Annotated in this window: 20 protein-coding genes; 10 read left to right on the forward strand and 10 right to left on the reverse strand. The window is 66.7% G+C overall.

The window, feature by feature from the left end; translation table 11 throughout:
* Positions 1–7: 7 nt before the first annotated feature.
* Genes ACY34H_RS26565 through ACY34H_RS26595 form a run of 7 tightly spaced genes read right to left on the reverse strand, consistent with a single transcriptional unit; the run spans position 8 to position 5106 of the window.
* Positions 8–763 (reverse strand): glycosyltransferase family 2 protein, encoded by a 756-nt coding sequence (locus ACY34H_RS26565; RefSeq protein ID WP_464980435.1) that lies wholly within the window; start codon positions 761–763, stop codon positions 8–10.
* The gene (locus ACY34H_RS26570) at positions 756–2531 is read right to left on the reverse strand and encodes an ApeI family dehydratase (RefSeq protein ID WP_464980436.1); all 1776 of its coding nucleotides are present in this window, start codon (positions 2529–2531) and stop codon (positions 756–758) included. The genes ACY34H_RS26565 and ACY34H_RS26570 overlap by 8 nt, the downstream gene beginning before the upstream one ends.
* Entirely contained in the window at positions 2524–3069 is a 546-nt protein-coding gene (locus ACY34H_RS26575) for a COG4648 family protein (RefSeq protein WP_464980437.1), read from the reverse strand. Before ACY34H_RS26575 ends, ACY34H_RS26570 begins: the two co-directional genes overlap by 8 nt.
* A 4-nt stretch (positions 3070–3073) precedes the next feature.
* Positions 3074–3343 carry an acyl carrier protein gene (locus ACY34H_RS26580; RefSeq protein ID WP_464980438.1) on the reverse strand — a complete coding sequence of 90 codons (270 nt, stop codon included), beginning with the start codon at positions 3341–3343 and terminating at the stop codon, positions 3074–3076.
* Between the two features lie 9 nt (positions 3344–3352).
* Positions 3353–3607: a phosphopantetheine-binding protein gene (locus tag ACY34H_RS26585; RefSeq protein WP_130188152.1), complete on the reverse strand. Its 255-nt coding sequence runs from the start codon at positions 3605–3607 to the stop codon at positions 3353–3355.
* Entirely contained in the window at positions 3600–4376 is a 777-nt protein-coding gene (locus tag ACY34H_RS26590; protein ID WP_464980439.1) for a lysophospholipid acyltransferase family protein, read from the reverse strand. Before ACY34H_RS26590 ends, ACY34H_RS26585 begins: the two co-directional genes overlap by 8 nt.
* Positions 4369–5106, reverse strand: a complete 738-nt coding sequence (locus ACY34H_RS26595) for a beta-ketoacyl synthase chain length factor (protein WP_464980440.1) — start codon at positions 5104–5106, stop codon at positions 4369–4371. The genes ACY34H_RS26590 and ACY34H_RS26595 overlap by 8 nt, the downstream gene beginning before the upstream one ends.
* Positions 5107–5556: 450 nt before the next feature.
* Between ACY34H_RS26595 and ACY34H_RS26600 the strand changes: the two genes are divergently transcribed.
* From ACY34H_RS26600 to ACY34H_RS26615, 4 genes are all read left to right on the forward strand, one after another.
* A complete protein-coding gene (locus tag ACY34H_RS26600) occupies positions 5557–6984 on the forward strand; it encodes a HAMP domain-containing sensor histidine kinase (protein WP_464980441.1) in 1428 nt (475 codons plus the stop codon).
* On the forward strand, positions 6974–7579 hold the full coding sequence (locus ACY34H_RS26605; RefSeq protein ID WP_464980442.1) for a hypothetical protein: 606 nt from the start codon (positions 6974–6976) through the stop codon (positions 7577–7579). The genes ACY34H_RS26600 and ACY34H_RS26605 overlap by 11 nt, the downstream gene beginning before the upstream one ends.
* Positions 7579–8958, forward strand: a complete 1380-nt coding sequence (locus tag ACY34H_RS26610; RefSeq protein WP_464980443.1) for a sigma 54-interacting transcriptional regulator — start codon at positions 7579–7581, stop codon at positions 8956–8958. Before ACY34H_RS26605 ends, ACY34H_RS26610 begins: the two co-directional genes overlap by 1 nt.
* Positions 8959–9181: 223 nt before the next feature.
* Entirely contained in the window at positions 9182–9499 is a 318-nt protein-coding gene (locus ACY34H_RS26615; RefSeq protein ID WP_464980444.1) for a BON domain-containing protein, read from the forward strand.
* Between the two features lie 323 nt (positions 9500–9822).
* On the opposite strand, the gene ACY34H_RS26620 is transcribed toward ACY34H_RS26615, so the two are convergent.
* The gene (locus ACY34H_RS26620; protein ID WP_464980445.1) at positions 9823–11145 is read right to left on the reverse strand and encodes a homoserine dehydrogenase; all 1323 of its coding nucleotides are present in this window, start codon (positions 11143–11145) and stop codon (positions 9823–9825) included.
* 68 nt (positions 11146–11213) lie between these two features.
* On the reverse strand, positions 11214–12440 hold the full coding sequence (locus ACY34H_RS26625; RefSeq protein ID WP_464980446.1) for a pyridoxal phosphate-dependent aminotransferase: 1227 nt from the start codon (positions 12438–12440) through the stop codon (positions 11214–11216).
* 188 nt (positions 12441–12628) lie between these two features.
* Between ACY34H_RS26625 and ACY34H_RS26630 the strand changes: the two genes are divergently transcribed.
* The 3 genes from ACY34H_RS26630 (at position 12629) to ACY34H_RS26640 (ending at position 15765) form a co-directional block, all read left to right on the forward strand.
* Positions 12629–13015 carry an Mth938-like domain-containing protein gene (locus tag ACY34H_RS26630; protein WP_464980447.1) on the forward strand — a complete coding sequence of 129 codons (387 nt, stop codon included), beginning with the start codon at positions 12629–12631 and terminating at the stop codon, positions 13013–13015.
* 175 nt (positions 13016–13190) lie between these two features.
* Entirely contained in the window at positions 13191–13634 is a 444-nt protein-coding gene (locus ACY34H_RS26635; RefSeq protein ID WP_464980493.1) for a peroxiredoxin, read from the forward strand.
* Positions 13635–13872: 238 nt separating this feature from the next.
* On the forward strand, positions 13873–15765 hold the full coding sequence (locus ACY34H_RS26640; protein WP_464980448.1) for a PhoH family protein: 1893 nt from the start codon (positions 13873–13875) through the stop codon (positions 15763–15765).
* Positions 15766–15904: 139 nt separating this feature from the next.
* On the opposite strand, the gene ACY34H_RS26645 is transcribed toward ACY34H_RS26640, so the two are convergent.
* Entirely contained in the window at positions 15905–16807 is a 903-nt protein-coding gene (locus ACY34H_RS26645; protein WP_464980449.1) for an alpha/beta hydrolase, read from the reverse strand.
* A gap of 135 nt (positions 16808–16942) precedes the next feature.
* Between ACY34H_RS26645 and ACY34H_RS26650 the strand changes: the two genes are divergently transcribed.
* The 3 genes from ACY34H_RS26650 (at position 16943) to ACY34H_RS26660 (ending at position 19109) form a co-directional block, all read left to right on the forward strand.
* A complete protein-coding gene (locus ACY34H_RS26650) occupies positions 16943–18055 on the forward strand; it encodes a sensor histidine kinase (RefSeq protein ID WP_464980450.1) in 1113 nt (370 codons plus the stop codon).
* A 5-nt stretch (positions 18056–18060) separates the two neighbouring features.
* Positions 18061–18825: a LytR/AlgR family response regulator transcription factor gene (locus ACY34H_RS26655; protein ID WP_464980451.1), complete on the forward strand. Its 765-nt coding sequence runs from the start codon at positions 18061–18063 to the stop codon at positions 18823–18825.
* Positions 18826–18908: 83 nt separating this feature from the next.
* Entirely contained in the window at positions 18909–19109 is a 201-nt protein-coding gene (locus tag ACY34H_RS26660) for a heavy-metal-associated domain-containing protein (protein WP_464980452.1), read from the forward strand.
* The last annotated feature ends 4 nt before the right edge of the window (positions 19110–19113 follow it).

The following is a 19113-nucleotide window of genomic DNA, read 5'->3' on the forward strand; positions in this document are numbered from 1 at the left end:
GACCTCCTCACCTGCGCCGCCATTTGCGCGCCAGCAGCAGCGGAATGCGCGGCAGCATGCCGAAGAACAGCGCCGTGTGCATGGCCGAGATCAGCACGTTGTCGCGCCAGACCAGGAAGTGCGAGACGCCATCTTCCGGGTAGCGCACGCGCGTCGGCAGGTTGACGATCCGCACGCCGCGCCAGTACAGCCGCACCAGCACGTCGGTATCGAAATTCATGCGGCGGCCCAGCCGCGTGCGCGCCGCCAGCGCGTTGATCGCCGCCACCGGATAGATACGGAAGCCGCACATCGAATCGCGGATGTCGAACGACAGCGTGTTGATCCACACCCAGACGTGCGTGGCATAGCGCCCGTACAGCCGCGCCTTCGGCACCGAGTCGTCGTACACCGGGCAGCCGCAGATCACCGCATCCGGCCGCGCCCTGCCCTGTTCCAGGAAGCGCGGCACGTCGGCGGTATCGTGCTGGCCGTCGGCATCGATCTGCAGCACGTGGCTGTAACCCAGTTCGGTGGCGCGGGCCATGCCGGCCATGACGGCGGCGCCCTTGCCACCGTTGACGGCAAGGCGCACCAGCGTGACGCGTTGCGGTTCGGACGCGGCGATATCGTCCAGCACGCGGGCGCAGGCAGCCGTGCTGCCGTCATCGACCAGCACGCAGTGCAGGCCGTGCGCCAGCAGCCGCGCCGTGACGGCGCCGATGGCGCCCTCGTGGTTGTAGACGGGAACCACCACGCAAGGGTTGAACGCGTGGTCAGGCATGCGCCGGCTCCGCGTGGAACAGGATGCGGCCGCTGGCATGCTGGCCGGCCGGCGAGCGGTAGGCAAACGACAGCTGGCCCTTGGCCGGATCGTGCAGCAGTTCCAGCTGCACCGGCAGGTCCGGCTGGATCACATGCTGGAACTTCAGCGCATGCATCGCCCGGAATGCGGGCGGCAGCGCGAAGTTGTCGCGGCCGAAGCGGATCGCCCATTCCACCTGCGCCACGCCGGGCAGGATCGGCGCCTGCGTGAAGTGGCCTTCGAAGTACGCCAGGCTGGCCGGCGCGACGATTTCCAGCAGCACGCGGCGGCCATCGCCATCGCGCTCGATCTCGCGGACCAGCGGCAACAGCGGCCGGGCGGGCGCCGGAGCGAGCAGAGCGGGAGGAGAGAGAAGCGCGAGAAGCGCGGCCACGGTGGTCTTGCCCTGCGCGTTGACCGGCATGGCGTCGAGGTAGCGCCAGCGGCGCGGCAGCGCCACCGCGTCCACCACGCCGGCCAGCACGGCGCGCAGGCGTGCGTTCAGCGCCAGCTTGCCTTGCTGCTCCAGCACGGCGCGGCCGGCCGCCGTCGGCACCACGAAAGCGGCCAGCACCTGGCGCTGGCCGGGTTCCGGCTCGCACAGTGCCACCCGCGCTTCCGCCGCCAGGCCCGATGCCAGCAGCGCGGCTTCGATGGCATCGAGCGAGATGCGCTTCTCCTCGATCTTGGCGATCCGGTCGCCCCGGCCCAGCAGCTGGAAGCGGCCGTCGTTCAATGCCTGGGCGCGGTCGGCCAGCGGCAGCCAGCCGTCATCCGGCAGATGCGGCGAGCGCACCTCGAGGAATCCTTCGTTCAGGCGCCAGGCCACGGTGGGGAATGGTGTCCAGGCATCGTCGCCGACCGCCGGCAAGGCGGCGCGCCGGCGCCAGGCGATGCCGCCCGTTTCCGAGCTGCCGAATACTTCGGTGGGAACGCTGCCCAACAGGCTGCCGCAGGCTTGCGCGGTATCGGCCGGCAGCGGGCCGCCGGACGAGAACACCGCCGCCACGTTGTGCCGTGCGGCGTGCCAGTCCAGGTGCGCCGGCAGGCGCTTCAGGTGCGCCGGGCTGGCGACCAGCACGCAGCGCTGCGCGGCCAGCGCCGGTGCCAGCGCCTCGGGAAACGCGATGCTGGCGGCGTGGATCGCCCGGCCGGTGTCGAGCGGCCAGAGCACCTTGAACAGCAGGCCATAGATGTGCTGGTGCGAGACGGTGGCGATCACCGCGGCGTCGCCGGCGCGGGCGCCGAACAGCGCTTCCAGCGTGGCGACTTCGCTGGCCATCTGGCGCAGCTTCTTGGGAATGGCCTGCGCCGTGCCGGTGCTGCCGGAGGTGAACACCACCAGCGCATCGGCTTCGGGGTCGAGTTCGCGCAGCGTTGCCGGGGAAGCGGAAGCGGCGCCGCCGGGCGCCAGCGGCGCGCAGGCGGCCGGGAACTCGCCGAGGAAGCCGTGCACGTGTTCGCGCAGGTTGGCGCAGGTGGCGTCCAGCGTGTCGGCCGCCAGCCACACGGTCTTGCCGGCCTGCCAGGCGCCCAGCAGCGCGGCGGCGAATTCGATGCTGTCTTCGAGATACAGCGCGAAGCGGCTGCCGGCGTGCTGTTGCAGCAGCGCGCGCCAGGCCTCCAGGCGCGCGAGGAAATCCCCCGTGCCGACGGCGGCGCCGGCGCGCACGCCGACGGGAATGGAAGACGGCCGTGCGACAAGCCGAACGGCCAGCGATGGCAACGAGACCAGCGATTCAGACATGATGCAGTCGCTTGAAGCGCATCCGCACGAGGAATTCCCCGCCGAACAGCACCCCCATCAGGATGTAGGAAACCAGGCCCGTGTACAGCGACCATACCGCGTCGCTGGCCCACAGTGCCGTGCCCAGCGCCACGGCGCCATTGAAAACAAAGAAACCGCACCATACCTGGGTGACGGTGCGCATGTAGGCGCTGGCGATCGGAGGAAACTCTTCACCCGACAGCCGCGCCATCCGCTCGATGGCGGAAACCGGCGTGGCGAGGCTGGCGCCGAAGGCCGCCAGCAGCGCCAGGTTGACCAGCACCGGATACAGTTTCAGCGGCAGCAGCAGGTTGCTCCACACCGCGCAGCCGACCAGCACCAGCGCGCCGGCCACCGACCAGCGTGCCGGCCCCGATATCTTCAGTGCCGGCAGGCGCGCGGCGGCGGCCAGCAGCAGCAGCAGCGCGAGCCAGCGCGGCTCGAACCGGCCATGGCCCAGCCAGATGGCAAGCGGATACAGCACCGTGAGGGCCACGGCCACGACATTGCTCAGCATCCGCTCAGGCCACCGGCTCCGTCATGCCGGCCAGCGCGTCGACCACGTCGCCGATCGTGCGGATCGTCTTGAACACTTCCGGCTGCAGGCGCTTGCCGGTCAGCTGCTTCAGTTTGACGGCGAGGTCGACGGCGTCGATGCTGTCGATGTCCAGGTCTTCGTACAGGTTCGACTCGGCCGTCAGCGTCGCCTTGTCCAGCTCGAACATCTCGGCCAGCAGGTCGATCACCCAGGTCTGCAGCTCGGCGCTGCTCATCGTGGTCAGGTCAATCATGTGCACTCCTCATTGCTTGCGATTGGTTTCGATCATCGCCGCCAGTGCCCGCACGGAGGCGAAATGGCGGCGCGTGTCTTCCGAGTCTGCCGAGAGCGAAATGCCGTACTTCTTCTGCAGGGCCACGCCCAGTTCGAGCGCATCGATCGAATCGAGCCCCAGCCCGTCGACGAACAGCGGTGCGTCCGTGTCGATGTCCTTCGGGCTGATGTCCTCCAGCTGGAGCACGTCGATGATCAGTTCCTTCACTTCTTGTTCAAGCATGGCCTTGGTACTTCCCCGTAAAATAGTTCTGTAAAAATTCCGTCAGCCGGCGCGCCGCCATCACGTCGCTGCTGCCGTGGATGAAGGGCTCCACCGCCACGTCGTCCTGCACTTCCAGCGAGAAGCACACCCGGCGCGGCGGCACCCGCCACCACTTTTCCCCTTTGCCCAGCGTGGGCGGATCGCAGCGGATCACGACCGGCGTGATGGCGCGCGCGCCGCGTACCGCCACGTTGGCGGCGCCCCGCTTCAGGCTGATGCTGCCGCCGGCGGGAGTGCGCGTCCCTTCCGGGAACACGATCAGGTTGTTGCCGTCTTCCAGGGAGGCGATGCAATCCCGCACCAGGCCATCGCCGTCTCCCCCGCTGTTGCTGATGTAGCCCGCGGCCCGCACCGGCCCCCGTGTAAACGGGTTGTTCCACAGCGCACCCTTGACGATGCAGTCCGCATTGCGCACGAACGCCATCAGGAACACCGTGTCGATCAGCGTCGGGTGGTTCGCCAGGATCAGCAGACCGCGCCGGTCCAGCTTTTCCAGCCCGCGCACTTCGTAGCGCAGCACACCCAGCGCGCGCATCACGTCCACATAGGCGCGGAACGCCATGCGGATGATGGCGCGCGCCGCCGTCACGCGCCGCTCGCGCCGCCAGACCAGCAGGTACAACAGCGGGAACACGGCAAGCCGCATCACGAGGCCGCCGATGCCGAACAATGCGAAAGACAGGCCGGTGGCGCCCACGCGCCAGGCCCGCCCCAGTGCTTCAATCACCGCGGCTCCAGCGCCAGCGCCGCCGCCCGGCCACCCGCTCGAGATGCGGCGCGCCGGCGGCATAGAAGCGCAGCACGTCGAGCGTGCCGGGCAGGCCGCCGCGATCTTCCCCGGCATCGCTGGCCGCCCAGTGCAGCGACAGCCGTTCCGTGCCGCCGTCCGCCGCCATCAGCCAGGCAAAGGCATGCGGCTGCTCGGCGCGGTCGGCGAAGGGCGCGAACGCTTCCGGCAGCGGGCAGTCGGCGGCCACCAGCAGCACGGCCGGTTCGCCGTCGGCCAGCAGGCCGCAAGCTTCGATCACCGCGTGCTCGAGCGTGCCGTTGCCGGCCGCGAGCGCGACGTGGTTGGCCCGGTCGCCGCGCGCGATCGAGAACAGGCCGGCGTTGGCGTTATGCACCGACATGCCGAACGCGGTGGGCGACAGCGGCTCGCCGCGCGCCAGGTCGTCCAGCAATGCGATCGCCCGCGCCGTTTCGCCATGGCGCGAACAGAACACGGTGGGAATGCCGGTGCGCTCGCCGAGCACCGTGTAGGCAACGTCGAGCGCCATCTTGCCCAACTGCGCAAGGCGGCGCCGCAGCATCGGCGGCATGGCGCGCACCCCCGGTTCGCCTTCATGGGCGATCGGCGCCGGCGCCTCGGCCCAGGCCGCCCACTCGTCCGCCGTGACCACGCCGGGCGCCCAGGCCGCGTGCCCGAGAATGGAAAAACTGACGCCTGCCCTGTACATTGACTTTCCCCGTCGCGGTGGTATGACTCTTTCGTGCGCCACTGCGAACATTTTATGTGGCAGGTAATGGCAGAAATTATAAGCGAGCCCTGCTGCAAACAACAAAACTATCGGCCTGCAAGCGTTGCTTTTGGGCCATTTCAGACGGCATTACGGTGGTTAACGAGCGAAGCGGGAGTCTAGCAATCGCAAGGCCCTTAAAAGTCGGCGAATTGTCACCAACTCTGATTTTTTTGTAACAGCCGGCCGGCAACGGCCCTGTTTGCGCCAATTCTCACCAATTGTCACGCTATTATTCGCGCTCGCGTGGCCGGCCCGGCTTGCCGCGCGGGTTTTATATCGCCTATTAATACAGGACTCGGCCAATGCGGCGACCGGGGCGGAATGATCAATAAAACAACAACGCCGCAGCGAATTCAACTATTATTCCTTAGTTAACATTCATACAGAGTGCCACCCTTGCCCAAGCTTTCGTTCCGCCTTTTGTCGCTGATTGCTTTCCTGTTGATTGCCGCGCTGCTGAGCGCCACCTCGGTGCTCGCGCTGCTGACTCTGAACCGGCTCTCGGAGCACAGCCGCGAGACTGGCAACGATGCGATTACCCTGACCGCGAACGCACAGCGGGTGGCCGAGCGCAGCGTGGCGATGGAGCGCAGCGCGCGCCAGTTCCTGGTGCTCGACGATGTCGCCTTCCTGGACCGGTTCCGCGAGGCGTGGCGCGATGCGCTGGCGGCGCTCGATGCGATCGACGCCGAACTGCCGGGCACCGCGTCGCCGGTGCTGGCCGACTGGCGCCGCAATAGCGAGGCGGCACGCGCGGCGCTCGGCATGCCCGAGACCCACCGTGGCGCGGCACAGTTGCGGCTCGATGCAGCGCTGGCGCAGCTGCCCGCGATCAACAGCGAACTGGCCCACCTCGTGCAGGCCGAGGTCGACCGGCGCAATGCCGCGATCACCGAGGAACTGGAAACGCGCCGCAATGTGCTGCGCGGCCAGCTGGCGCTGGCGATCGCGCTGGCCGCCGTGCTGTCGATCGCGTTCGGCGTGTGGCTGGCGCGCCCGCTGCGGCAGATCGAAAGCGCGATCGCACAGCTGGGCGGCAACCGCTACGACGTGCCGATCGAGGTGACCGGGCCGGACGACCTGCGCCGCATGGGCCGCCACCTGGACTGGCTGCGCCAGCGGCTGGCCGACCTGGAGGCGGACAAGGCGCGCTTCATGCGCCACATCTCGCACGAGCTGAAGACGCCGCTGGCCGCGATGGTCGAGGGCGTCGCCTTGCTGGAAGATGGCGTGGCCGGCCCGCTGGCACCGAAACAGCATGAAATCACGCACATCCTCCGGCAAAACACGGCATCGCTGCAAAACCAGATCGAAGATCTGCTGCGTTACAATGCCGCCAGTTTCGATGCGCAGCACTTGATGCGCGAACCGGTCGACATGGCGGCACTGGTACGCCGGGTAGTCGACAGCCAGCGCCTGCAGTGCCAGGCACGCAGCCTGGTCGTGATGGTCGAAGGCAGCGCACCGGAGATTGCGGTGGATGCCGCCAAGCTGGCGATCGTGGCCAGCAACCTTCTGTCGAACGCCGTGCGCTTTTCTCCCGAGGGCGGCACGGTGCGCTTCATCGTCGCCCGCGAGAACGGCATGCTGCGGCTGGACTGCATCGACCAGGGCCCGGGCGTGGCCCCTGCCGACGCGCAGCGTGTATTCGAGCCGTTTTACCAGGGCGAACGCCAGCCGCCCGGCGCGCGGCGCGGCAATGGCATCGGCCTGTCGATCGTGCGCGAATACGTGAACGCACACGGCGGCACCCTGCAACTCCTGCCCTCGTCGCCTGGGGCCCACTTCCGTCTCGAACTGCCTTATGAAAACTGATCCCACACCATTTCGCGCGCCGCGGTCGGCATTGCTGCCGCTGCTGCCCTTCCTGCTGCTGCTGTCGGCCTGCGGAACCCAGCACAGCGTGCTGGCGCATTACGGCGCGCCGCTGGCCGTGCAGCCGATGCCGATCAAGGTCGAGCCGGTAGCCCTGCCGGACGAGGTGATGCCGCTGCTCGTCTATCACCAGTCGCTGCGCAAGATGACGCAGGGCGAGCTGCTCAAGGAGCTGTCCGGGTTGTTGCAGCAGCAGCGTACGCCGAAGGTGACGCTGCAGACCGGCATGATCCTGATGCTGACGCGCGGCGGCGGCGACCTGGCACGCGCGCAAGGGCTGTTCGAGGGCGTGGCGTTGTCGCACGAGCCGGGCACGCAAGGCCTGCGCGCGTTCGCGCAACTGCTGTCGAGCCATTGCGCGGAAGCGCGCCGGCTGTACGACCAGGCCGACCGGCTGGCCACGCAGCTGAAGGACTCGGCGCGCAAGACCGAGCAGCTGAGCGACACGGTCGAGGCGCTGAAGGCGATCGAGCGGGGCTTGCCGGTGCGGCCGGCCAACGGCGCGAATGGCGCTTCGACACCGGGAGCGCGCTGATGGCCGCCCCGGGAGCCCACCTGCTGCTCGTCGACGACGACGATGACCTGCTGCGCCTGCTGTCGATGCGACTGACGGCGAACGGCTACCGCGTGACGGCGGTGGGCAGCGCCGAAGCGGCGCTGGCCCGGCTGTCGATCGAGCTGCCCTCGCTCGTCATCAGCGACATCCGGCTGCCGGACCGCGACGGCATGGCGCTGTTCCAGCAGATCCGCAACCAGTATCCGGCGCTGCCGGTGATCCTGCTGACGGCGCACGGCACCATCCCCGACGCGGTGGAAGCCACCACGCTGGGCGCCTATGCCTACCTGACGAAACCGTTCGACGCCAAGATCCTGCTGGACCGGATCAGCCAGGCGCTGGCGCTGACGGCGCCCAGCACGGCGGGGCCGGATGGCGACGACAGCTGGCGCGCCGAGATCATCAGCCGCAGCCAGGCCATGGCCGAACTGCTGGCCGAGGCGCGGCTGGTGGCGGCGTCCGACGCCAGCGTGCTGATCCGCGGCGAAAGCGGTACCGGCAAGGAATTGCTGGCACGCGCCATCCACCGCGCCAGCCGGCGCGCGAACGCGCCGTTCATCGCCGTCAATTGCGGCGCGATTCCCGAGCAGTTGCTGGAATCGGAACTGTTCGGCCACGTGAAAGGCGCGTACACGGGCGCCGTGAACAGCCGCGAGGGCCTGGTGCAGGCGGCCGACGGCGGCACCCTGTTCCTCGATGAAATCGGCGACATGCCGCTGCTGCTGCAGGTGAAGCTGCTGCGCGTGCTGCAGGAACGCGTGGTGCGCCAGCTGGGTTCGGACACCGGCCGGCCGGTCGACGTGCGCGTGCTGTCGGCCACGCACCGCGACCTCGACGCGGCGATGCTGGAAGGGCAGTTCCGCGAAGACCTGTATTACCGGCTGAACGTGATCACGCTGACCCTGCCGGCGCTGGCACAGCGGCGCGAGGACATCGGCCTGCTCGCCACGCGCTTCCTGCAGATGCTGGCATCGAAGTACGGCAAGACGGTCAACGGCTTCGCCCCGGATGCGCTGGAGGCGCTGACGCGCGCCGCCTGGCCGGGCAACGTGCGGCAGCTGTACAACGTGGTCGAACACGTGTGCGCGCTGGCCACCGCGCCGCTCGTGCCGCTGACGCTGGTGCACCGCGCGCTGCGCGTGCCGACGCTGGAAGTGCTCAGCTATACCGAGGCCAAGCAGCGCTTCGAGCGCAATTACCTGGTACAGCTGCTGAAGCTCACGGACGGCAATGTCTCCGATGCCGCACGGCTGGCCGAACGCAACCGGACCGAGTTCTACCGGCTGCTGTCGAAGTACGACCTGAACGCGGCGCAATTCCGCGAGGGCGGCACTGTCGCTGACGAGCGACAGGAATAATGTCTTAATAATCAAATAGTTGGCTTATCTGGACCGGGGAGTGTCGCCACCTCACGACAAAACCGGTCCAAAACCCCCGCCATTTCAGTTCTTGACGGCAATTTAATCTTGCCGGAAACTCCAAGTCCTTGATTCAGCTCGACATTTAAGAGCTGGCACGGCGCTTGCAAGTAGTGAAGCAACGTCACACGGCGTTCCTTAAACTACGATGGAGATTCATACCATGACGAACACCAAACTGATCGCCTCCCTGCTGGCTGCCGCTTCCCTGACCTTCGGTTCCGCCGCTTTCGCCGCCGAGCCGCAACAGGATGCCGCCATGGCAGGTGCTGCCGCCGCTGCCGGCGACTCCGCGCTGACCTCGAAAGTCAAGGCTGCGCTGGCTGACCAGAAAGAAATCGGTGTTTCCGCCAACCAGGGCGTAGTGACGCTGACCGGTTCCGTACCGAGCACCGATGAAGGCACCAAGGCCATCCAGGCCGCTTCCGCCGTTGAAGGCGTGAAGGAAGTGAAGAGCGAACTGACCGTCGCTTCCAAGTAATCGTCACCAGGAGAGCATCACCAATTTTTCGGCCCCGGAGCAGGGGCTTGTACTGAAGTAGTAGTACCGGTAGTAAGTAGCATCTGAGAGTAGCAGAAGTACCTCCCCTTCCAGCGGGCGCACGCAAGTGTCGCCCGCTCTTTTTTTGCCCCCAAAAACTGCTGTAAAACATCTGCGGGCGCAGCCGGGGTTTCAAGGAGCACCGCTCCTTGCCGGCGTAAACATTAGGGGACAGTCCCTCTCAGGGGGACTGTCCCCTAATGTTTTACAACGGTCGAAAAAAACGGCCCGCAGGCCGTTTTCGTTATCGGAGCAGAACCGGGTCAGGCCAGGTTTTCCAGCCGGATCTTGGTCACGCTGCCCAGCACGGTCGGCAGGCCTTCCATGCGGGCGATGGCGGCCAGCACTTTCTTTTCCTGGGTCTGGTGCGTCAGCATGATGATGTCGGCCTGGACTTCGCCTTCGGCCGGCTCCTTCTGCATCATCGCGTCGATCGAGATGCCGCTGTCGGCCAGGATGCGCGTCAGGTCGGCCAGCACGCCCGGCTGGTCGGCCACGCGCATGCGCAGGTAGTAGCTGGTGGTGATCTCGGCCATCGGCACGATGGCGATGTCGGCCAGTTCGTCCGGCTGGAACGCCAGGTGCGGCACGCGGTGTTCCGGGTCGGCGGTGGCCAGGCGGGTGATGTCGACCAGGTCGGCGATCACGGCCGAGGCGGTCGGCTCGGCGCCGGCGCCCTTGCCGTAGTACAGCGTGGCGCCGATGGCGTCGCCCTGCACCAGCACGGCGTTCATCGCGCCTTCGACGTTGGCGATCAGGCGCTTGGCCGGGATCAGCGTGGGGTGCACGCGCAGTTCGATGCCTTCGGCGCCGTCGACGCGGGTGCGCTTGGCGATGCCCAGCAGCTTGATGCGGTAGCCCAGTTGTTCGGCGTAGCGGATGTCGATCGCTTCGAGCTTGGTGATGCCTTCCACGTGCGCCTTGGCGAATTGCACCGGGATGCCGAACGCGATCGCCGACAGGATCGTGGCCTTGTGCGCGGCGTCCACGCCTTCGATGTCGAAGGTGGGGTCGGCTTCGGCATAGCCCAGCGCCTGCGCTTCCTTCAGCACGGTGTCGAAGTCCAGGCCCTTGTCGCGCATCTCGGACAGGATGAAGTTCGTGGTGCCGTTGATGATGCCGGCCAGCCATTGCACGCGGTTCGCCGTCAGGCCTTCGCGCAGCGCCTTGATGATGGGGATGCCGCCGGCCACGGCCGCCTCGAACGCCACCATCACGCCCTTTTCCTGGGCCGCCTTGAAGATCTCGTTGCCGTGCACGGCCAGCAGCGCCTTGTTGGCGGTGACGACATGCTTGCCGTTGGCGATCGCGCGCATGACGAGTTCGCGGGCGGTGTCGTAGCCGCCGATCAGTTCGACCACGATGTCGATCGACGGATCGTCGACGATCGCGAACGGATCGGCCGCCACCGCCACTTCGCCGTTGGTGCGGGCCCTGGCGCGCTCCAGGTTACGGGCCGACACGGCCACCACTTCGATGCCGCGGCCGGCACGGCGGCGGATCTCTTCCTGGTTGCGTTTCAGGACGTCGAAGGTACCGCCTCCGACATTGCCCACGCCCAGCAAACCTACTTTGATCGATTTCATGTTTCCAGTTTCATTGCTGGCGCGCGGAATGCCGCGCGCCGGGTTGATCGGTCAGCCAGCTGTATTGCTTACGTCCCGTGCTTGCGGCGATAGCCTTCGAGGAAGCGGGAAATGCGTCCGAACGCTTCCGTCATGTCGTCCGTATTGGGCAGGAACACGACGCGGAAGTGATCCGGCGCGATCCAGTTGAAGCCCGTGCCCTGCACGATCAGCACCTTGGTTTCGGCCAGCAGGTCGTAGGCGAACTGCTGGTCGTCCGCGATCGGGTAGATCTTCGGATCGAGGCGCGGGAACATGTACAGCGCCGCCTTCGGCTTCACCACGCTGACGCCGGGGATCTCCGTCAGCAGCTGGTAAGCCAGGTCGCGCTGCTTGAGCAGGCGCCCGCCGGGGCCGACCAGATCCTGGATGCTCTGGTAGCCGCCGAGCGCAGTCTGGATCGCAAACTGGCCCGGTGCATTGGCGCACAGGCGCATCGAGGCCAGCATGTTGAGCCCCTCGATGTAGTCCTTTGCGTGCCGCTTTTCGCCCGAGACGACCATCCAGCCGGCCCGGTAGCCGCATGCGCGGTAATTCTTCGACAGGCCGTTGAAGGTCACGCACAGCACGTCCTCGCACAGCGAGGCGATCGACGTGTGCGTGGCGCCGTCGTACAGCACCTTGTCGTAGATCTCATCGGCATAGATGATCAGCTGGTGCTGGCGTGCCAGCTCGATGATCTGCAGCAGTACCTCGTCCGGGTACAGCGCGCCGGTGGGATTGTTCGGGTTGATGACGACGATCGCGCGCGTGTTCGGCGTGATCTTCTTGCGGATATCGTCGATATCCGGGAACCAGTCCTGCTGTTCGTCGCAGATGTAATGCACCGGGCGGCCGCCGGACAGGCTGACGGCGGCGGTCCACAGCGGGTAATCCGGCGCCGGCACCAGCACTTCGTCGCCGTTGTTGAGCAGCGCGTTCATCGACATCACGATGAGCTCGGAAGCGCCGTTGCCCAGGTAGACGTCGTCGATCGTCACGCCGGCGATGTTCTTGCCCTGGGTGTAGTGCACCACCGCCTTGCGCGGCGCGAACATGCCCTTCGAATCGGTGTAGCCGGCCGCGTTCGGCAGCTGGATCTTCATGTCCTGCACGATCTCGTCGGGCGGATCGAAGCCGAACACGGCCAGGTTGCCGATGTTGAGCTTGGTGATCTTGTGGCCCTCTTCCTCCATCTGCCGGGCCTTTTCCGGCACCGGACCGCGGATTTCATAGCAGACTTCTGCCAGCTTGTTCGATTTCTGAATCGGTCGCAAAATCATCCCCGAAAGTGCGAGTCTTGCACGCATTGGTTGCACGCTTTGCGGCATGCCATTGCTGCATTGCGAAAATGACCCATTCTGCCGAATAAAGTTCGATTAGGCAACCGCACCGGGCCGGTTCGGATGGCAAACGTTACAATAGAGCCTCTTTCGCGAATCCAGACCGACCAGGCGGCGAGACCATGAAGCTCCATTCCAGCAATACCCAGCAATACCAGACCGTCACCGGCTATTTCCCCGGCGGCGTCGAGATCAATGCCCAGCCGTTCGACCACAGCCTGCTCGTGCTGCCCGAGAAGGCGCCGCAGCCGTGGCCGGTGGCCAGCTTCGCCGACCTCACCGTGGCGCACTTCGAACAGTTGCTGGCCGAAGCGCCGGACGTGGTGATCCTCGGCACCGGCGAGCGCCAGCGCTTCGTGCATCCGCGCCTGTCCGCGCCGCTGACGGGCAGGCAGATCGGCGTCGAGTGCATGGACACCAATGCGGCCTGCCGCACCTACAACATCCTGATGGGCGAAGGGCGCAAGGTGCTGCTTGCGCTCATCATCGAAAAAAATACCGGCATCTGAGCGGCCTTGATTTACCGCATGGCGCCGCCATATCAAAGCTGCATCGCCCGGCGCTTTCTCGCCGCCGGTGCACACCAATCCTTCCAGGAGAAACAGCGTGGCCGATAGCCCCGATCAAACCGACGCCCCCCTGCCCGACGCATCCGTGCCCGACGCATCATTGCCCGACACAACATTGGCTGATTTCAGCGCCGCGATGACGAGCGGCCAGACGTTCACGCTGGCCGGACGTCCGGCCCAGGCCACCGTGCTGTTCTTCTACCCGAAGGACAATACGCCCGGCTGCACCACGGAGAACATGGCGTTCCGCGACCTGCACGAGCAGTTCAAGGCCGCCGGGGTGGAAATCTACGGCATCAGCCGCGATTCGCTGCGCTCGCACGAAAGCTTCAAGGCCAAGCTCGGACTGCCGTTCGAACTGATTTCAGACCCCGACGAGGCGGTATGCCAGGCGTTCGGCGTGATGAAGCAGAAGAAGATGTATGGCAAGGAAGTGCGCGGGGTCGAGCGCAGTACGTTTGTCATTGACGCCCAAGGCAGGTTGGTGAAAGAATGGCGTGGCGTGAAGGTACCCGGTCACGTCGATGAAGTGCTGGAATTTGTAGCGCGCCGGGGCTGATATCAAGTTTGCGACCGAGCCCGCCGCCACCGTTCCGGTTATCCCTAACCGATGTTCGTGCACGATCTTCGTGCAGTCAGATTTTGAGTCAACAGCGTTCTCCTCTCCTCACTGCCGCAACTCCCGTAGTTTCGCTACCCGGGCATCCTGCTGCCCTCTTGGCATCCACTGCATTCCCTACCGACCTGTCACCGTGGCCCATGCCGGCCACGCGGGACTTTTTTAAGACGAGATCCTGATGCCACTGCCAAAACTGCCCACCAAGCCGGCCACCCTGCTGCTGGCAAAAGATTACCCGAAGGCGAGCGGCGCCAACCCGGTACCGTTCCCCGAACATGACGAAGTACCGAAGAAGAAATCCGCACGCGGCAAATCCGTCGAGATACTCGATGTCGTGACGCCGACCGTCCTGGCCGAGCCGCTGCCGCCGGTCGCGAAGAAGACCACGCGCAAGGGCGCCGCGAAGACCGCGGCCGAAGCACCTGCCGTGGCCGCTCCTTCGCCGGCCAAGGTCGCTTACCCGGCCGCTGCCGCTGCCGTGGCCGCCACGCCGGCCGAAGTGGCTCCCGCTGCGCCGGCCGCAGTAGCCGAAGCTGCGCCGGCAACGGCCAAGGCGCCGCGCTCGAAGGTCACGCCGATCAAGGCCGAGGCGCCGCATCCGGCCAAGCACAAGCCGGTCGAGGTCACGATCAAGTCGTCGACCAGCCGCCATGCCGACCAGATGGGCGGCACCAAGCTGTTCGTGCTCGACACGAACGTGCTGATGCACGACCCGACATCGCTGTTCCGTTTCGAGGAACACGATGTGTACCTGCCGATGATGACGCTGGAAGAACTGGACAACCACAAGAAAGGCATGTCCGAAGTCGCGCGCAATGCGCGCCAGGTCTCGCGCACGCTCGACGCGCTGGTCGCCAACACGGATGACGACGCGATCGAACAGGGTATCCCGCTGTCCAAGCTGGGCAACAAGGATGCCAAGGGCCGCCTGTTCTTCCAGACCAAGCTGCAGGTCGCCGACCTGCCCGAAGGCCTGCCGCAAGGGAAGGCGGACAACCAGATCCTGGCCGTGGTCCGCTCGCTGGAAGCCGACCAGGAAGGCCGCGCCGTGGTGCTGGTGTCGAAGGACATCAATATGCGCATCAAGGCGCGCGCGCTGGGCCTGCCCGCCGAGGATTACTTCAACGATCACGTGCTGGAAGATACCGACCTGCTGTACTCCGGCATCGTGCAGCTGCCGGACGACTTCTGGAACAAGCACGGCAAGGACATGGAGTCGTGGCAGGAAAACAAGAACGGCTACAGCACCACGTACTACCGCGTGACGGGGCCGTTCGTGCCGTCGCTGCTGGTGAACCAGTTCGTGTACCTGGAACCGAACAACGGCGAAGCGTCGTTCTACGGCCAGGTCAAGCAGCTGAACGGCAAGACGGCCGTGATCCGCGTGCTGCGCGACTACTCGCACAACAAGAACAATGTGTGGGGCGTCACCGCGCGCAACCGCGAGCAGAACTTCGCCCTGAACCTGCTGATGGATCCGGAATGCGACTTCGTCACGCTGCTGGGCCAGGCGGGTACCGGTAAAACGCTGCTGGCACTGGCTTCCGGCCTCGCGCAGGTGCTGGAAACGAAGCTGTACAACGAGATCATCGTGACCCGGGTCACCGTGCCGGTGGGCGAGGACATCGGCTTCCTGCCGGGCACCGAGGAAGAAAAGATGGGCCCGTGGATGGGCGCGTTCGACGACAACCTGGAAGTGCTGAACAAGTCCGACAACGACGCCGGCGAATGGGGCCGCGCGGCGACGCAGGACCTGATCCGCTCGCGCATCAAGATCAAGTCGCTGAACTTCATGCGCGGCCGCACGTTCGTCAACAAGTTCCTGATCATCGACGAGGCGCAGAACCTGACGCCGAAGCAGATCAAGACGCTGGTGACGCGCGCCGGCCCGGGCACGAAGATCCTCTGCCTCGGCAACATCGCGCAGATCGACACGCCGTACCTGACGGAAGGCTCGAGCGGCCTGACCTACGTAGTCGACCGCTTCAAGGGCTGGGCCCACAGCGGCCACGTCACGCTGGCGCGCGGCGAACGCTCGCGCCTGGCAGACCACGCGAGCGACGTGCTGTAAGCCCCCCGCTCCGCCCGAAGCCCCGCCCGCGCAAGCCGGCGGGGCTTTTTTTTCCCGCAACATCGGCGACTGTGGTAAAAAAATGGGGACTGTCCCCGGTGTTGCTTTACCACCGAAGAGGACGCCTGGTGGCCGTCGATTATTGCTGCTTCAGGTAGGCGCGCAGGCCGTGGGTGAGGACGAGGGGGAAGACGCTGGCGTGGTCTTCGTCGGCGAAGATCTTCAGCGTGGTGGCGAGGCCGGGGTAGCGGTGCGCGGCGAGGGCGCCGTGGAAGTCGCGCAGGTCGGCGACCATGTCGGCGTCTTCCTCGGCACGCGAGCGCCGCTTGCCCGGCGCCAGCGTTTCGCGGCTGCCGATGCCGAAGAAGACCGAGGCCGGCATGTCGCCGTGCGCCGCGGCGAAGGCTTTTTCGCGGTCGAACATCACGCCCCGGTCGAACCACAGCGACGGGCTGCCGAGGATGTAGTGCTCGAAGGTGCGTGGGCGCGTCAGCAGCACCTGCAGGCCGAGCAGGCTGCCGTACGAATGGCCGACGAAGATCTTGCGGCGCATGTCGGCGCGGTAGCGGGCGGCGACCAGCGGAAACACTTCCGTGGCGATGAAGCGGCCGTAGGCCCCGGCCTCGCCGAAGGCCGCCGGGCGGTCCGGCATGTCGGAGCGGTAGCCGCCGTTGCGCGGCACGCTCGGCGTGTAGTCGCGGCGGCGGCTGTAGACGGCCGCGTCGCCCTTCGCGTACGACAGGCCGACGACGATCGCCTCCTCCATGCCGGCATGCCTGTGCAGCCGCGAGGCGATGCCGCGCGCGATCGGGAACGCATAGCCGGCATCGACGACGAAGACCACCGGATAGCGCTTGCCGGAATTGCTGTAGGAGTCGGGCAGTGCAACGTACAGCTGGTAGTCCCGCTTCAGTGCCGCGGCATGGATGTCGCGCACCTCGGTGTTGTCGAGAACGTAGCCGGGTACCGGCGAAACAGCGGTGGCGGTGGCGGTGGCGGTGGCGCACCAGCACAATGCGAGCAGGCAAATCAACGATTTCAAGGCAATCCTCCAGGGTTGGGCTGGGCGATTGTGCCGCCCGCCGCCGGCAAAGCCGATGCCGGTGGGATGGAATGCCGCTGCGCGGGGACGGCCGCCGCCGGAGGGCCGACAAACCCGCTGGTATACTTTCCGCCGATGAACACGCCCGCCCCACCCCGCTCCCCCGCCCTGCCCGCCGCCAGGACCGTGATCCTCGCCGCGCTGGTCTGGACGGCGATCAGCGCGCTGGGCGCGCTGCAGACCTACAGCGACAACCTGCGCACCGGCGTGGCCAGCCACTACCCGGTGCTGCTGGCCACGTGGTTCGTCGAATATGCGATCCCGCTGATGGTGCTTTCATCGGTGCTGGTCACGGCGCTGGGGCGCTGGCCGGTGCTGGTGGCGCGGCCGCGCAGCGTGGTGCTGCTGTTCATCGGCCTGGTGCTGCTGTTCCAGCCGGCGCAGTGGCTGTACATCGCCTGGCTGCGCGATTACCTCGACATTTCCAGCTTCGGCGACGTGCGCCGGCTGCTGATGAAGATGCTGCTGGTGGGCTGGTTCACCACCACCGCCACGTTTGCCGCGATCCTGGCGATCCACTACTGGCGGCAGGCCAAGGACCGCGAACTGGCCTGGCAGCGCGCGCAGAACGACATGCTGAACCTGCGCCTGCAGTTGGAAGAGCAGCGCATGCTGGCGCTGCGCGCGCAGCTCGAGCCGCACTTCCTGTTCAATGCGCTGAACGCCATCAGCGCGCTGGTGCGTGCCGGCGACAAGCCGGTGGCACTGGCCGGCATCGGCCGCCTCAGCGCCCTGCTGCGCTATGCGCTGGCGGCCAGCACGGACCAGACGGCGACGCTGGCGGCGGAACTGCAGTTCGTGCGCGATTACCTCGACCTGCAACGGCTGCGCTATGGCGCGCGGCTGCGCATCGCCATCGAAGGCGACGGCGATGCGCTGCTGCACGACGTCGACTGCCCGCCGCTGTCGCTGCAGCCGCTGATCGAAAACGCGCTGCGCCACGATCTCGATTGCCACGACGGCCCCGGCGACATCACGCTGTCGTTCGTTCGCGACGGCAACGAGATGGTCGTCACCGTCACCAACCCGGTCAGCGCGGCGGTGTCGCCGAATCCCGGCGCCGGGCTGGGGCTGGCCAATACGCGCGACCGCCTGCAGAGGCAGACGCCGGGCGCATCGCTGCGTGCCGGCGTGCACGGCGAGCGCTTCGTGGCCGAGGTGCGCCTGCCGGTCGCTGCGCGGGATTGAGCGCCATGACGATGCCGATCCGCTACCTGATCGTCGACGACGAAGAACCGGGCCGTCTCAACCTGCGCCTCGCCCTGGCCGATTATGCCGGCTGGGAACTGGCGGCCGAATGCGACGGCACCGCGGCGGCGCGCGCCCGCCTGGAGCGCCGCGATGTCGACGTGGTGTTCCTCGATGTGCAGATGCCCGGCGAAACGGGCCTGGTGCTGGCGCGCGAACTGGCGCGGCTTTGCGAGCCGCCGCTGATCGTCTTCGTCACCGCCTACAGCGCCCATGCGGTCGATGCCTTCGAGGTGCATGCGCTGGATTACCTGCTCAAGCCGCTGGACGATGCGCGGCTGGCCCAGGCCGTCGAGCGGGCGGCGGCGATGCTGCGGCAGCGCCAGCGCGAAGCCTACGGCGCGGCGCTGCGCGACTATGCGCAGGCCGATGCATCACCCTACCCGGCGCGCATCGGCGTGCGCTCGGTGGGCCGCATCGAGCAGGTCGTCGTCGATGAAATCCTGTGGATGGAAGCGGCCGGCAACTACGTGGAGCTGCACCTGCCGGCGCGCACGGTACTGCACCGTATCACGCTCAACCGGCTGGAGGCGCTGCTCGACCCGGCCCGCTTCCTGCGCGTGCATCGCGGCGCCATCGTGCGGCGCGACCAGATCGCCAGCCTGGCCACGGCCGGCGAAGGCAGCCACCGGCTGGCGCTGCGCTGCGGCGGCGCGGTGCCCGTCAGCGGCAGCTACCTGGCCGCGCTGAAGGCGGCAATGGCGGGATAACCCTGGCGTGCGGTGTCAGCGCGCTTGACCTTCCCACCGTGGCAAGGGTTACAGTACGCCCATCGTCAATCGAGGAGGATCACATGTACGAACTGCAAGTTGAAAACATGAGCTGCGGCCATTGCGTCGCAGCCGTCACGAAAGCCGTCAAGGCGGTCGACGGCAACGCCCAGGTCGACGTCGACCTGGCCGGCAAGGCGGTGAAAGTGCAGTCCGGCGCCCCGCTGGACGCGGTGAAGGCGGCGATCGCCGATGCCGGCTACCCGGTCACCGGCGCCCGCTGAAGCG

It is taken from the genome of Pseudoduganella sp. jia 9 (assembly GCF_055502615.1).